This window comes from Roseateles sp. (genome assembly GCF_039595595.1).
Taxonomy (GTDB): Bacteria; Pseudomonadota; Gammaproteobacteria; order Burkholderiales; family Burkholderiaceae_C; genus Roseateles.
The window spans coordinates 1-14,560 of the sequence record NZ_JBCNLG010000034.1; the positions used below are offsets into that span (position 1 = coordinate 1).

The following is a 14,560-nucleotide window of genomic DNA, read 5'->3' on the forward strand; positions in this document are numbered from 1 at the left end:
GAATTCCTCTCGTTGGTCCTTCACGGTGACTGGGCTCCAGGGCAACTTCGTCCTCCCGCTGACTAGGCGGGAAAAGTGTTACCCATGTCCTGGCACACCTGTTACCTATGTCCTCGGTCCATACACCAGCGGGGAGAGGGAGGGGAGAGGGGGCTCGTGCCACAGCGCTGCTGCCCTTCGAAGCCCCCCTCTCCCCTGCCCTCTCCCCCCTCGCGGGGGGCGAGGGAGTTCTTGCTGCCAGCGGCATCAAGCGAACAGGTCGGCTGAGGCGGCCACCGCCTCGGTGCAATCGATCAGCCGCCCCTGGCCCGTGATGAAGGCGCAGCGCACCGCCTCGCCGGGCTGCAGCGCCATCACCGCCTCGCGGTAGCGCCACAGCTGCTGCAGGTACTCCGGATTGCGCTGCGGCGCGGGATTCAGCTTGTAGTCGAGCACCCACCACGTGCGCGCGCCGCCGGCATCACGGCGGCAGACCAGCCGATCCAGCCGCATGTCGTGGCCATGCCAACTGAGCGGCACCTCGTTGCCGCCCCAGTCGAGCGCCGCAGCATCGAAGAATGGCGCGCACTCGCCGCTCCCCAGGATCGCCTTGACGCTGCGCTGCAGCCGCTCATCCCGGCGGGCATCGAGCCCGTACATCTGCGCCGCCGCGGCCATCAGCCGCTCCAGCGGATGAGCCCCGCCCTGCGGCCCGCTGTGCCACTCGAGCACGCGATGCAGCGCCTCGCCGAGCGCGGCGCTCTCGTCCACCTCATCGGGGCTCTGACCCACCGCGTCGCCCGCGTCCGGGGCCTCGGCCGGCAAAGGCTCGACACGCGGCAGGACCTTCAGCCGCACCGGCTCATCGCCCGGCCGCTCAAGGCCGGCGTCGAGCTCCGGCACCGCCAGGGCTTGCGCATGCGGCTGCACCCTCGTCCACCAGCTCGCCGTCGCCGCCTGCCGCTTCGCGGGCGTGCGGCTCAGCAGCAGCCGATGGCGCGCGCGCGTCATCGCGACATACAGCGCATTGAGCTCCTCGCGCTGGCGCTGGTCCTTCTCGTCATCGAGCAGCGCCTGCAGCGACGGCGGCGGCTTCGCCTCCGACACGATGAACGCCACCGTGCGCGGCACCGGCTCCTGCACCGGCCATTCGATCGCGAGCGCCATGCTCTCCGAGCGCGCCAGCCCCGCTTCTGCGTCCATCAGGATCACGACCTTGGCTTCGAGCCCCTTCGCGCCGTGCACGGTCAGCAGTTGCACCGCGTCCGGCTCGGCCGGCGCGGCGAGTTTCAACGCGCGGCTCTTGAGCGCGCGAACGAAGCCGTAGAGGCCGGCATAGCGGCCTCCATCCAGCTCGAGCGCCAGCGCCAGCAACGCCTCCACCGCATGCAGCCGCGCGCGGCGCTCGCTGGCTGGCACCGCCGCCGCCAGCCGCGCCATCAGATCGCCTTCATGCACGATCGCATCGAGCAGGTCATGCGGGCTGCGCAGCACCGCGATCGAGGCCCAGCGCGACAGCAGCTCCCGCGCGCGGCGCAAGGGCTCGCCCAGATCATCCGGTGAGGCCTGGAGCAAGGTCTCCCACCAGCTCAGCGGCGCGACCTCCTCCTGATCCTCAGCCACGATCTCGCGGCCCAGCCACTTCACCGAACGCGACTGCTCGGCCAGCCACAGCAGGTCCGCCTCGCTCGCACCGAACAGCGGGCTGCGCAGCGCATGCGCGAGCGAGAGCTGATGTCCGCTCGACGCGAGGGCATCGAGCAGCGCCAGCAGGTCCCGCACGTCGGGCGCGTCCAGCAGCGCCATGTCCTCGGGCGCGGCATGCGCGATGCCACGCGCCTTCAGCTCCTGCGCGAGCACGCGCAGCCCCTCGCGCTTGCGCGCCAGCACGAAGATGTCGCCGGGCTGCGTCGCGCCCGCGGCCAACAGCTCGGCGATGCAGGCGGCGATGCGCCTGGCCTCCGCCTCGCGGCGATGCAATTCGGGCTCGCGGCGCGGCTCGGTCAGGCTTGGGCGCCATTCATCGGCCGCTCGCCCGGTGCCGCCCGCAGAGGTCTCGTCATCGCTCGCGCCGCCCTCCTCGTCCGCATCGCCGGCGATGAAGAACACGCCATCCAGCGGATCGCCCTCGCCCGCCTCGGTGGTGTGGGCGCGAAAGCCGCTGTACTGCTGCGCCAGGCTCGCCGATTCGAACACCGCGTTCACCGCCGCCAGCACCGGCGCCGCGTTGCGCCGCGTGTGATCGCAGGCGAGCAGCACGCCGTCGAGTCCTTCCCGCACGAAGTCGCGCGCGGCGGCGAAAACGCGCGGTTCGGCCCGGCGGAAGCGGTAGATGCTCTGCTTGGGGTCGCCGACGATGAAGACCGACGGCGGCCGCTGCCCGCTCGCGCCGCCGCCCGCGCCGACGTAGCCCGACAGCCACGCATACAGCGCGTGCCATTGCAGCGGGCTGGTGTCCTGGAACTCGTCGATCAGCAGGTGACGGACCTGGCTGTCGAGCCGCTCCTGCACCCAGCCCGACAGGTCCGCGTCGCCCAGCAGCGCCAGCGCGCCGCGCTCCAGATCGTTCATGTCGACGAAGCCGCGCTCGCGCTTGAGCCGCTCGAATTCGTCGAGCAGCGTCAGCGCCAGCGCGCACATCTGCTGGTGCCAGGCGCGCGCGCGGTCCTGGTCGAGCGCCTGCTGCAGGCGCGTCAGCTGGTCGCCGAGCTGCATCAGCAGCGGCGAATCGCCCAGCGCCTTCACGAGCGTGCCCTTCTGCGTGAAGAGCTCGGCGCGCACGGCGGCCAGCGCGTCCGCCTCGGCGCCTGGGCCGAAGGCGGTCAGCGCCGTCTCGATCGCGACGGCGGCGGTCTTCTGCGTCTTGTTCTTCCCCAGGCCCAGCTCGATCGCGAGCGCCTGCAAGTCGGGGCGCATCGCCGCGAAGGCATCGAGCGGCGATGCGAAGGCGGCGAACTCCGGCACCACCTCGGACGCCGCGGGCATGCTCTCGAGCAGCCGTCCCTGTTGATGCGCCAGCCGCAGCTCGACGCGCTTGTCGAAGGCCGACTCCAGCCAGCCGATCAGCTTGTTGCGGCCGTGGATCAGGCTCAGCTCGCGGTAGACGGCCAGCAGCGCGTCGTCGGCCAGCACCGCCGTGTGGAAACGCTGCCAGAGCTCGGGCTTGAGGTCGCTCTCGTCCTCCAGCAGCTGCAGCTCCGGCGACAGCCCCTGCGCGCGCAGCAGCTCCAGCGGCGCGGCGCGCAACAGCTGCGAGAACCAGGCGTGGAAGGTGCGGATCTCCACCGGCCGGGCTTCCTGCAGCAGACGCTGCTGCAGCGTCGCCAGGCGCGGCGCGAGGGCTTGCGCCTCATGTTCCGGCAGGCCGCGCTGGCGCAGGGCGAGCACGCGGCCGGCGTCGTCGCAGTGGGCGAACTGGTGCAGCCATTCGTTGAGGCGGGCGCGCATCTCGCCGGCCGCCTTGCGGGTGAAGGTGATCGCGACGATGTCCTGCGGCCGCGCGCCATCCAGCAACGCGCGCAGGATGCGCGAGACCAGCATCCAGGTCTTGCCCGCGCCGGCGCAGGCCTCGACGACGACGCTGCGCGCCGGGTCGCAGGCCAGGGCGTAGAAGCGCTCGCGCGCCACCGGGGCGCCGTCGAGCGTGTAGGCGGCGATGGCCGGCGCGGTCATGGGGCAGCCCCCTCCCAGTCATCGCGGCGGCACAGGCCGCGCATCTCGCAGTAGGCGCAGGCGACGCCCTCGCCCAGCGCGGGCAGCGGCTCGCCGGCATGGATGGCCATCAGGTCGCCGCGCAGGCCGTCCAGCATCACGGCCGCGGTGCGGGAGACATCGTCGTGCTCGACCGCGGTGATGCCCTTGGCATCGTCCAGGGCCAGGTATTGCGCGCGTAGCGGCATGGGAGAGCCGGAATGTTCCTCGCCCATGAGCACCGCGTACACGCCGAGCTGCGTGTCCTCGAGCGGATTCGCGACCTTGTCCTTCAGCCCCTTGACGCTGCCGGTCTTGTAGTCGACGAGCAGCCGCCCATCGGGCGCGTCGTCGACGCGATCGATACGGCCGAGCAGCGCCAGATCCGCGAGCGCCGGCTCCCTCCCCGCCCACGGGCGCACGCGCCGGTCCAGCTCGCCGCGCTCGAATCGCTGCCCCTCGGACTCCCGCGCCTTGAGCCAGTCCAGATACGCCGGCAGGAAGCGCGCGAAACTGGCTGAATACGGCAGGAACTCCGCGGGCGCCAGGCCCAGTTCACGCATCTGATCCTGCGCCGCGCGCTGCAGCCGCGCCGCGTCATCGAGCGCCGGGTCGACGCCCGTCACCCGCTCGGTGTGGAACTGGTGCAGCACGGCATGCAGCCAGGTGCCGTAGTCGCGCTTGTCGGCCTGGACGTCGAGCTCGCTGGCCTCGCGCAGGCCCAGCAGCACGCGCGCGAAGAACTGATACGGGCACTGGCGCAGCGATTCCACCGCGCTGGCGCTCAGCGCCGCGGGCAGGCGGCCTCCGGCCCGCGCGGCCGAGCGCGCGACATGGGCCGCGGTCAAGGTCGTCTCCAGCCGCGGATCGCGCCAGTGCGGCAGCGCGTGGCCGGCCGCCTGCAGTGCGAGTTCGAGCCGGTCCAGCAGCGGACTGGCCGCGAGCGGCTCGCTGCCGAGGTGGCCTCGGCGCAGCAGCGTGACCGCCGGCGCGCGCAGCAGTTGCGCGAACTGCCAGGCCAGCGCCTGGCGCTTGTCGTCGACGGTCGGCAGGCCGAGCTGGCGCGCCAGCGCGTCGCCGATCAGCGCCGGTCCAGGCGGCACCGGGCCCAGCGTGGCGGCATCCGCGCCCGGCAGCACGATCGCGCCGAACGGGCGCAGCATCGTCCGCGCCAGCGGCGTGATCATGATCTGCAGACCGCCCTCCAGCGGCGGCTTGTACTCGCCGGCCTCCAGCGTCTGGGACACCCAGTCGACGAACTCGGAAGCGCTCAGCTGCGCGTCCTTCAGCACCGCCTCATGACCCGAGCCGGGCCACGGCGTCTTGCTCAGCCACAGCGCCTCCAGCACCTGCGGCCCGCCCGCGGGCTGGCGCCGCAGCTGCTCGTCGGCGCCCATCTGCTGCAGCGTCTGCAGCAGCGCCGCGATCCAGTCCTCGAGCGATTGCACGCCGCGCTGCTGCAGCGGCACCAGCGCCTCGCGGGCGGCTTCCCACAGCCGCGCGCTCCCAGGGGGCAGGCGCTCGGCGCGCACGGCCTGCGGCGACGACCAGCCACGCTTGCGGCAATGGCTCTCCAGCGCGCTCAGCGAGGCACTGCCGCCGCGCTCGCGCAGCGACGCCGCCAGCGGCGTCTTCAGCCACGCGAGCCAGTCGTCCACGCCCGCATCCCGCCGCGCGGCGCGCAGCATCGCCATCAGCTGCGCGGCCGGAGCGGTCGTGGCCAGGGTCCAGCCGGTCTCGTCCTTGATGCCCAGGCCCTGGCGCTCCAGCAGCGCGCGCACGCGCCGCAGCAGCACCCGGTCCTGCGCGATCAGCGCCACCGGCGCGCGGCCCGCCTGCAAGTGATCCAGCACCGACGCGGCGCTGCATTGGGCCAGATCCTCGAAGTCGTCGCAGACGGCCTGCTCCAGCCGGCCCACCGGCGCGCCGCCTTCGAAGGCCGTGTCCAGCGGCAGGTCGGCATTCAGGCGCAGGCAGGGGATGCCGGCGGCCTCGGCACTGGCGAGCAGCGCGTCGGCCAGCGCGTCCGGGCCGCCGCATTGCAGATGCAGCCAGGCGCTCGGGCGCAGCTGGAAGAGCGCATCGATGGCCGGCGCGCGGCCGTCGGCCGCCGCCCATTCGAGCGCGACCGCCAGCAGCGCCCGCTCCAGATGACCGACGCCGCCCTGCTGCGCCAGCGCCTGCCGGCCCTCCTCCCAGAACGCCGCGCGCCGCGCCGGATCGCGCAGCGCGGCCTCGCGCGACAGCGCGTGCGCCGCCTCGACCAGCCGCAGCACCGCCGCGTGATGGGCGCGCGGGTCCTGCTCGCGTAGCGCCTCGGCCCAGCTCTGCCCGCGCAGCAGCGCGCGCGCGGCCAGCGCGTCGATGGCCGCGTCGCCCGTGATCTGATGCGCCTGCGGCAGCGGGCTCGGCCCCAGCGCCGAGGCCAGGCTGCGCGTGGTCTCGATGCGCGGCTGCCAGCGCGAGAGCTTCATCCACGCCAGCCGCGCCGGCTGCAGATGCTGCGCGAACGGCAGCAGCAGCACCGCGTCCCGGGCCGCCAGGCCGTTGGCCTCCAGCCAGCCGGCGGCGCGGCGCGCCACGCCGTCCCAGATCGCGGCGCTGGTGTGGGACGGCGACAGGGGGAAGTCCACCGGCTGGGCGGCGGGGGACATCGAGGGCGGCGGCGTGGCGGGCAAGGCGATGGCGGAGGGACGATCCGGAGATTCGGTCGGAGATTCTGTTGAAGATTCGGTCAAAGAATCCGGCAATGGCGGCGATAGCGACGGCGAGGCCCCGGACGGCTTGAGTTCCGCCTCGCACCCCCGCATGTGGGACGAGCGCCTACTCGGGCCGAGGTTTCCGGGCTTGTGTGAGAATGATCGTTCCCTGCAACCCTGGGGCCCTCGAGGCGGTACACATTGTCGCCCGTCTGGCCGCCCGTCCGTGGCATCCGCCCGGCAGGGACATCACGCAAGGACCATCTCCATGAGCAGCGAACAGATCAAACACATCTCCGACGCCTCGTTCGACAGCGACGTCATCCAGTCCGACAAGCCCGTGCTGGTGGACTACTGGGCCGAGTGGTGCGGCCCCTGCAAGATGATCGCCCCCATCCTGGACGAAGTGGCCAAGGACTACGGCGACCGCCTGCAGATCGCCAAGCTCAATGTCGACGACAACCGCGAAGTGCCCGCCAAGTTCGGCATCCGCGGCATTCCGACGCTGATGTTGTTCAAGGGCGGCCAGCTCGCGGCGACCAAGGTCGGCGCGCTCTCCAAGGCCCAGTTGACGTCCTTCCTGGACGCCCACCTATAATCATCCGATCCGCCGGGGCCCACGCGGCTCCGGCGGTCAACTGCCAACACGCCCGCCCGGGCTCCGCGGCGTCCTCGGACGCCGTCGATCGTTCCGGGTGAGCGCGTGGACTCGGCGCCCAAGACTCCACGCATCTCTCAGGTCCGCTGCAACGCGGCACGCGTCCCTTGGGCTCGCCGTTGTTTGTGTCCCTGGCCTTGGCAGGCCCTGGACGACAGACCGGGTCAACCCCCCCATGCATCTTTCTGAACTGAAGGCGCTTCACGTCTCCGCCCTGATCAAGATGGGCGAAGAGCTGGAGATCGACAACGTCGCTCGCATGCGCAAGCAGGAGCTGATGTTCGCGATCATGAAAAAGCGCGCCAAGGCCGGCGAGCAGGTCTTCGGCGACGGCGTCCTGGAAGTCCTGCCCGACGGCTTCGGCTTCCTGCGCTCGCCCGAGACCAGCTACATGGCGTCCACGGACGACATCTACCTGTCGCCGAGCCAGATCCGCCGCTTCAACCTCCACACCGGCGACATGATCGAAGGCGAAGTGCGCGTCCCCAAGGACGGGGAACGCTACTTCGCGCTGGTCAAGGTCGACCGCGTGAACAACCTGACCCCGGAGGAGTCCAAGCACAAGATCATGTTCGAGAACTTGACGCCGCTCTTCCCCAAAGAGCAGTTCAAGCTTGAGCGCGAGATCCGGAGCGAGGACAACATCACCAGCCGCATCATCGATCTGATCGCGCCGCTGGGCAAAGGCCAGCGCGCGCTGCTCGTCGCCCCGCCCAAGTCGGGCAAGACGATGATGATGCAACACCTGGCCCACTCGATCGCGGCCAACTATCCGGATGCTCATCTGATGGTGCTGCTCGTCGACGAGCGCCCCGAGGAAGTGACCGAGATGCAGCGCACCGTGCGCGGCGAGGTCATCAGCTCCACCTTCGACGAGCCGGCCGCGCGCCACGTGCAGGTCGCCGAGATGGTGATCGAGCGCGCCAAGCGCCTGGTCGAGCTGAGGAAGGACGTGATCATCCTGCTGGACTCGATCACCCGCCTGGCCCGCGCCTACAACAACGTGCTGCCCAGCTCCGGCAAGGTGCTGACCGGCGGCGTGGACGCCAACGCGCTGCAGCGCCCCAAGCGCTTCTTCGGCGCCGCGCGCAACATCGAGGAAGGCGGCTCGCTGACCATCATCGGCACCGCGCTGGTGGACACCGGCTCCAAGATGGACGAGGTGATCTACGAAGAGTTCAAGGGCACCGGCAACTGCGAAATCCATCTGGATCGCCGCATGGCCGAGAAGCGCGTCTATCCGTCGATCCTGCTGAACAAGTCGGGCACCCGCCGCGAGGAACTGCTGCTCAAGCCGGAAATCCTCCAGAAGGCCTGGATCCTGCGCAAGCTGCTCTATCCGATGGACGAGATCGAGGCGATGGAGTTCATCCTCGACAAGATGAAGTCCTCGAAGAACAACCATGACTTCTTCGACATGATGAGGCGCGGGGGCTGAGATCGGACCGAGGGCCTGCCCTACGGCAGGTCCGACGCCGATCGAAGGCCGGCACGCGTCTCGCGCGTGACGGCTGGGAAGGCCGTCGCAGGACTTCAAAGGGCCGCCCTCTGGGCGGCTCTGTCGTTTTCAGCTATACTCCGCGTTTTTCCGCTGTCGACAAGTGCACTGCAAGGGGCAGTGTGGCTGGCGGCACTGCAGCGAGGACTCCAAGATGGCCAAAGAAGGCATTCACCCCAACTACCGTGACGTGGTCTTCGTGGACCAGTCCAACGGCGCCCAGTTCATCATCCGCTCGACGGTGGTGACCAAGGAATCGATCAAGCTGGACGACGGTCGCGAACTGCCGCTGGTCAAGCTGGAAACCTCCAGCGAATCGCACCCGTTCTACACCGGCACGCAGAAGAGCGTGGACAGCCTGGGCGGCCGCGTCGAGAAGTTCCGCAACAAGTTTGCGAACCTGCGCAAGAAGGCCTAAGCGGCCCAGCGGACCGGATCCGTATCCGGTCCCCGCGAAGAAGGCAGCCTCACCGGCTGCCTTTTTTCATGGCCGCGCCGGATGGATGCATCCCCGTTCGCGCCTACGCCGCCTGCCCTCGCGTGTCGCTCCTTGACGCTCCTTTACCGCCCCCTGCCAGGAGAGTCGTCCGGACCTCACCGAAGCTGCGGCATGATGCGCACCGGCACCCCAACGACAACGAGACAGACGCGCATGAATCTGCCCACCCCGGCCGTCGTGGCCGAGCGCAGCACCCACCCGATCCCGCGCTGGGCCCTGCTGCTGCTGTGCGCGGCCTACGTGCTGCCAGGCCTCTTCGGCCGCGACCCCTGGCGCAATGCCGACCTCACCGCCTACGGCTTCATCGCCAGCATCGTGCAGGGCCACGCCCCGTGGCTGCAGCCGGCGATTGCGGGCCTGCCGGCCGATGGCGGTCTCCTGCCCTACTGGGTGGGCGCCCTGGGCGTCAAGCTGCTGCCCTTCCTCGAGCCCGCGGTGGCCGCGCGCATTCCCTTCGGACTGATGCTGGCCGCCGTGCTGGCGTTGGCCTGGTACAGCTGCCTGCACCTGGCCCGCACCGAGGCTGCCCAGCCCGTCGCCTTCGCCTTCGGCGGCGAGGCCCATGCGGTCGACTACGCCCGCGCCATGGCCGACGGCTGCCTGCTGGCGCTGATCGCGAGCCTGGGCCTGCTGCGCCTGGGCCATGAGATCACGCCGGAGATCCTGCAGTTGCTGGGCATCACGCTCTTCGCCTACAGCCTCGCGGCCGTTCCGTTCCGGCAATGGAAGGCCCGGGCGGCGATGCTCGCGGCGCTGCCGATCCTGGCCACCAGCGGCGCGCCCGCAGTCGCGCTGGCGCTCGCCGTCGGCGCGCTGTGGCTCAGCTACCGTTCAACCTACGAGGACGCGCGCAAGTTCCTGCCGTGGATCCTGGGCGCGATGGTGCTCGCCGCGCTGGTGGCCTGGCCCATGCACGGCTGGGCCTGGCGCGTGCGAGCCAGCGAGCGCAGCCTGCTCGACTGGCTGCGCCTCACGGGCTGGTTCTGCTGGCCGGTCTGGCCGCTGGCCGCGTGGTCGCTCTGGCGCTGGCGCGCGCACCTGATGCGACGCCACATCGCGGTGCCGTTGCTGGCTGCGCTGGTGCCGCTCATCACCAGCCTGCTGATGGGGGCCGACGACCGCGCCCTGCTGCTCGCACTGCCGCCGCTGGCGGTGCTGGCGAGCTTCGCGCTGCCAACCTTCCAGCGCAGCGCGAGCGCCCTGCTCGACTGGTTCTCGGTGTTCTTCTTCACCGCGGGCGCCATCTTCCTGTGGCTCTACTACACCGCGCTGCAACTGGGCTGGCCGCCCAAGCTGCTCGCCAACGTCCGCAAGCTGGCGCAGGGTTATGAGCCTGAATTCGGCCTGCTGACCTTCGTGCTGGCGCTGATGGGCACGATCGTCTGGCTCGGACTGGTCCGCTGGCGCACCGCCCGTCACCGTCACGCGATCTGGAAGAGCCTGGCGCTGCCGGCGGGCGGAGTGGCGCTCGCGTGGCTGCTCACGATGACGCTGGGCCTGCATCCGCTGAACTATGCGCGCAGCAACAAGCCGCTCGTGGACCGCATCGGGGCCCACCTGCCGAAGGAGATCGATTGCATCGCCGCGCCGACGCTGCCGACGCACGCGCTGGCCGCGCTGGAGTTCCAGGGCCATTGGCGCGTCGATGCCACGCAGGACCTGAGCAGCACGAACTGCTCGGTCGCCATCTCCGTGCAGGCCGACGGCTCGCCGATTCCTCCCAATGGCTGGCGTGTTCTGGGGGTGGTCCGCAGACCGACGGACCGCTTCGCGACCTATCTGGTGATGCAGAAGGAGCGCTGAGGCATCCTCGCGTCAGCTCACAGGTCTTCGCCGCCCGCCAGCGCCGCCGGAGCCGATTCGTCGCCCATGGCGGTCGCGTCGGCGAGGCGGATGCGCGCGGCCGGGAACTGCAGCCGGAACTTGGAGCCCTTCCCCGGCTCGCTGTCGATGCGCAGTTCACCGCCGTGACGCTGCACCACGTGCTTCACGATCGACAGCCCCAGACCCGTGCCGCCGGTGTCCCGCGACCGGCTGCCATCGACGCGATAGAAGCGCTCGGTCAGCCGCGGCAGGTGCTCGCGCGCGATGCCGGGCCCGTTGTCGATGACCGAGATCTCGCCGCCGTGGTCCGGCAGCCAGCGCCATTGCAATTCGATGCGCCCGCCTTCGGGGGTGTAGCGCACTGCGTTGCTCACCAGATTGGCGATGGCGCTGAGCACTTCGGTCTCGGTGCCCGCCAGTTCGACGCCCGTCTGCCGCTCGCAGACCAGCTCATGCCGGCCATTGGACAGCGCCTGTGCGTCCGCCGCGATGCGCGACAGCAGTGGATCCAGCGAGATCCAGTGATCCGTCGGCGGGCGCGGGCTGCCCTCCAGTTGCGCCAGCGTCAGCAGGTCGCCCACCAGCGTCTGCATCCGCGTCGTCTGCTGCTGCATCAGGTGCAGCACGCGCTTGCGCTCGGCCTCGGTCAGTTGCAGGCTCGCCATGGTCTCGATGAAGCCGGCCAGCACCGTCAGCGGCGTGCGGATCTCGTGCGAGACATTGGCGACGAAGTCGCGCCGCATCGCCTCGTTGCGCTCGCGATCGGTCACGTCCAGCGACAACACCAGCTTGCGCGATTCGCCGGCGACGCCGTAATCGCGCACCAGCACCTGCAGCGTCGACTTGGCGCGGGTGTTGGTCAGCGTCAGCGGGTGCTGGAAGTTGCCCTGCTGCAGATAGGACACGAAGGCGGGATAGCGGACCAGGTTGGTGATCCGCTGCAGCTTGTCGCGCTGCGGGTCCAGCGAGAAATGATCGCCCGCCACGACGTTGCACCACTGGATGTGGTCCTGGCCGTCGAGCAGGATCACCCCATTGGGCGAGGCCTCGATCGCGAGCAGGAACTGCTCGAGCTGCTGACGCTCGCGCTCGTAGCGGCGCTCGCGATCGCGCAGGCCGCGCTCGACGCGGTAGGCCATCTCGCCCCACAGACCCGACACGCGAGGCGCGTCATCGTCCTGGTCGCCCCGCAGCCAGACCACCAGCCGGTGCGCCCGCGCGGCGTCCCAGATGGCCATCATCACGACGGCCGCCCCCGCGGCCAGCGCCGCGGCCAGCTGCGGCATCCGCAGCCATCCCCCCAACCAGTAGCCCAACCCGCCCGCGATGCCGGTGCCCAGCACCAGCATCAGCACCCGCGACAACATCCAGGCCATGTCGAACTCAGGCCGACAGGGCGCTGCTTTGCTGGGTCAGTCGGTAGCCGGCGCCTCGCACCGTTTCGATCATCCGCGCGCAGCTCACCTTCTCGAGCGCTTCGCGCAGGCGCTTGACATGGACGTCGACGGTGCGTTCCTCGATGAACACATGGTCGCCCCACACGCGGTCCAGCAACTGCGAGCGGCTGTGCACACGCTCCGGGTGCGTCATGAAGAAGTGCAGCAGCCGGAACTCGGTCGGGCCGAGCTTGACCTCGACACCCTCGCGGCTGACGCGGCGCGTGCCCGGATCGAGCACCAGGCCGCCCACCTCCACGGCCGAGTCGAGCGCCTCCGGCGCCTTGCGGCGCAGCACCGCGCGGATACGGGCCAGCAGCTCATTGGTCGAGAACGGCTTGGTCAGGTAGTCGTCGGCGCCGGCGTCCAGGCCGGACACCTTGTCGACCTCCTCCGCGCGCGCCGTCAGCATGATGATGGGCAGTTCGCGGGTGCGGGTCGCGCCGCGCCATTGGCGGGCCAGCGCCAGGCCGGTCTGCCCGGGCAGCATCCAGTCGAGCACGACCAGATCGGGCAGCACCCGATCCACCTCGAGCTGCGCCTGCTCGGCATTGCCGGCCAGCGTCACCTCGAAGCCGGCGTGGCGCAGGTTGATGGAGATCAGTTCAGCGATCGCGGACTCGTCCTCGACGACCAGGATGCGACTCATGCGGGGTAACTCCTCTTGTTCGGTCCCGCCGGTCCTGACGCCCCCGATCGGGGCCGGACCGCACGGGTGGATCGCGTTCGGTGCTCAGCGCACCATGTGCTCGACGGCGTCGGGCGAGTTGTGGCGCACGTCCGTGCCCTTGACCACGTAGATGATGACCTCGGCCAGGTTCTTGGCGTGGTCACCCACGCGCTCGATCGCCTTGGCGACGAACACCAGATCGATCGACGACGAGATCGTGCGCGGGTCTTCCATCATGTAGGTGATGAGCTTGCGCATCAGGCCGTCGAACTCCTTGTCGATCTGGTCATCGGCCTTGAGCACTTCCAGCGCGCGGTCCACGTCCAGGCGCGCGAACGCGTCCAGCGCCTTGCGCAGCTGCGCGGTGGCCAGTTCGGCCTCGTACGACAGGTCCGACATCGGCAGCCGCAGGCGGCTGGACACGCCGGTGTTGATCAGGCGCTGCACCGTGCGGGCGATGCGCGCGGCCTCGTCGCCAACGCGCTCCAGGTTGGCGATGGTCTTCGAGACGGCGATCAGCAGGCGCAGGTCGCGCGCGGTCGGCTGGCGGCGGGCGATGATCGTCGACAGGTCGCGGTCGATCTCGACCTCCATCGTGTTGACGATCTCCTCCTGCTTGAGCACGTGGCTGGCGATGTCGCCGCTGAAGGTGCCCAGCGCCTCGACGGCCTGCGCCACCTGCGATTCGACCAGCCCGCCCATCTCGAGCACGCGGGTGGAAATGCCGCTCAGTTCGGCGTCGAACTGGGTGGAAAGATGCTTGTCAGTCATGTTCTTCGCTCCCCTGTGATCAACCGAAACGACCGGTGATGTAGTCCTCGGTGTCCTTGCGCTTGGGCTTCATGAAGAGCTCCGCGGTCGGTCCGAATTCGATCAGGTCGCCGAGGTACATGTAGGCGGTGTAGTCCGAGCAGCGCGCGGCCTGCTGCATGTTGTGGGTCACGATGGCGACCGTGTAGTCATGCTTGAGCTCATGGATCAGCTCCTCGATCTTGCCGGTCGATATCGGGTCCAACGCCGAGCACGGCTCGTCCAGCAGCAGGACTTCCGGCTTGATGGCGATGCCGCGCGCGATGCACAGCCGCTGCTGCTGGCCGCCCGACAGGCCCGAGCCGCTCTGGTTGAGCTTGTCCTTGACCTCGTTCCACAGCGCGGCCTTCTTCAGCGCCCATTCGACGCGCTCGTCCATCTCCACGCGCGACAGCGTCTCGAACAGCCGCACGCCGAAGGCGATGTTGTCGTAGATCGACATCGGGAACGGCGTCGGCTTCTGGAACACCATGCCGACCTTGGCGCGGATCAGCGACACGTCTTCCTTGCTGGTGAGGATGTCCTCGCCGTCCAGCAGGATCTGGCCCTCGGCGCGCTGCTCCGGATAGAGCTCGAACATCCGGTTCAGCGTGCGCAGCAGCGTCGACTTGCCGCAGCCCGACGGTCCGATGAACGCGGTGACCTTGTGCTCGGGGATGTCCAGGTTGATGTTCTTCAGCGCGTGGAAGCTGCCGTAATAGAAATTCAGGTTCTTCACCGAGAGCTTCGCCCTCTCGGTCACGGGCATATCGACTTTGACGTCCATGTTGTTTCTCGATTCCTTGGATTCGTTGAGC

General features: G+C 69.7%; 10 protein-coding genes. 4 read left to right on the forward strand and 6 right to left on the reverse strand.

What is annotated here, in order from left to right; genetic code table 11:
• Positions 1 to 246: 246 nt before the first annotated feature.
• Together ABDW61_RS23880 and ABDW61_RS23885 are read right to left on the reverse strand one after the other, a co-directional pair.
• The gene (locus tag ABDW61_RS23880) at positions 247 to 3,651 is read right to left on the reverse strand and encodes a UvrD-helicase domain-containing protein (protein ID WP_343642374.1); all 3,405 of its coding nucleotides are present in this window, start codon (positions 3,649 to 3,651) and stop codon (positions 247 to 249) included.
• On the reverse strand, positions 3,648 to 6,323 hold the full coding sequence (locus ABDW61_RS23885; RefSeq protein WP_343642376.1) for a PD-(D/E)XK nuclease family protein: 2,676 nt from the start codon (positions 6,321 to 6,323) through the stop codon (positions 3,648 to 3,650). The genes ABDW61_RS23880 and ABDW61_RS23885 overlap by 4 nt, the downstream gene beginning before the upstream one ends.
• 313 nt (positions 6,324 to 6,636) lie before the next feature.
• Here ABDW61_RS23885 and trxA point away from each other — a divergent pair, with 313 nt between their 5' ends.
• The 4 genes from trxA to ABDW61_RS23905 all read left to right on the forward strand — a co-directional run bounded on the left by trxA (position 6,637) and on the right by ABDW61_RS23905 (position 10,826).
• Positions 6,637 to 6,966: a thioredoxin TrxA gene (trxA, locus tag ABDW61_RS23890; RefSeq protein ID WP_088383781.1), complete on the forward strand. Its 330-nt coding sequence runs from the start codon at positions 6,637 to 6,639 to the stop codon at positions 6,964 to 6,966.
• 235 nt (positions 6,967 to 7,201) lie between these two features.
• Positions 7,202 to 8,464, forward strand: a complete 1,263-nt coding sequence (gene rho / locus ABDW61_RS23895; protein ID WP_343642377.1) for a transcription termination factor Rho — start codon at positions 7,202 to 7,204, stop codon at positions 8,462 to 8,464.
• A gap of 214 nt (positions 8,465 to 8,678) precedes the next feature.
• Positions 8,679 to 8,942: a type B 50S ribosomal protein L31 gene (locus ABDW61_RS23900; RefSeq protein WP_091733632.1), complete on the forward strand. Its 264-nt coding sequence runs from the start codon at positions 8,679 to 8,681 to the stop codon at positions 8,940 to 8,942.
• 234 nt (positions 8,943 to 9,176) lie between these two features.
• Positions 9,177 to 10,826 (forward strand): hypothetical protein, encoded by a 1,650-nt coding sequence (locus ABDW61_RS23905; protein ID WP_343642379.1) that lies wholly within the window; start codon positions 9,177 to 9,179, stop codon positions 10,824 to 10,826.
• Positions 10,827 to 10,843: 17 nt separating this feature from the next.
• On the opposite strand, the gene phoR is transcribed toward ABDW61_RS23905, so the two are convergent.
• The 4 genes from phoR to pstB form a co-directional block, all read right to left on the reverse strand.
• The gene (gene phoR, locus ABDW61_RS23910) at positions 10,844 to 12,223 is read right to left on the reverse strand and encodes a phosphate regulon sensor histidine kinase PhoR (protein WP_343642381.1); all 1,380 of its coding nucleotides are present in this window, start codon (positions 12,221 to 12,223) and stop codon (positions 10,844 to 10,846) included.
• Between the two features lie 7 nt (positions 12,224 to 12,230).
• Positions 12,231 to 12,932, reverse strand: coding sequence for a phosphate regulon transcriptional regulator PhoB (phoB, locus tag ABDW61_RS23915; RefSeq protein WP_343642382.1), 702 nt, complete (start codon positions 12,930 to 12,932; stop codon positions 12,231 to 12,233).
• A gap of 84 nt (positions 12,933 to 13,016) precedes the next feature.
• Entirely contained in the window at positions 13,017 to 13,724 is a 708-nt protein-coding gene (gene phoU, locus ABDW61_RS23920; protein WP_279760059.1) for a phosphate signaling complex protein PhoU, read from the reverse strand.
• A 19-nt stretch (positions 13,725 to 13,743) separates the two neighbouring features.
• Positions 13,744 to 14,529, reverse strand: coding sequence for a phosphate ABC transporter ATP-binding protein PstB (pstB, locus tag ABDW61_RS23925; RefSeq protein ID WP_343642385.1), 786 nt, complete (start codon positions 14,527 to 14,529; stop codon positions 13,744 to 13,746).
• Between the last annotated feature and the right edge of the window lie 31 nt (positions 14,530 to 14,560).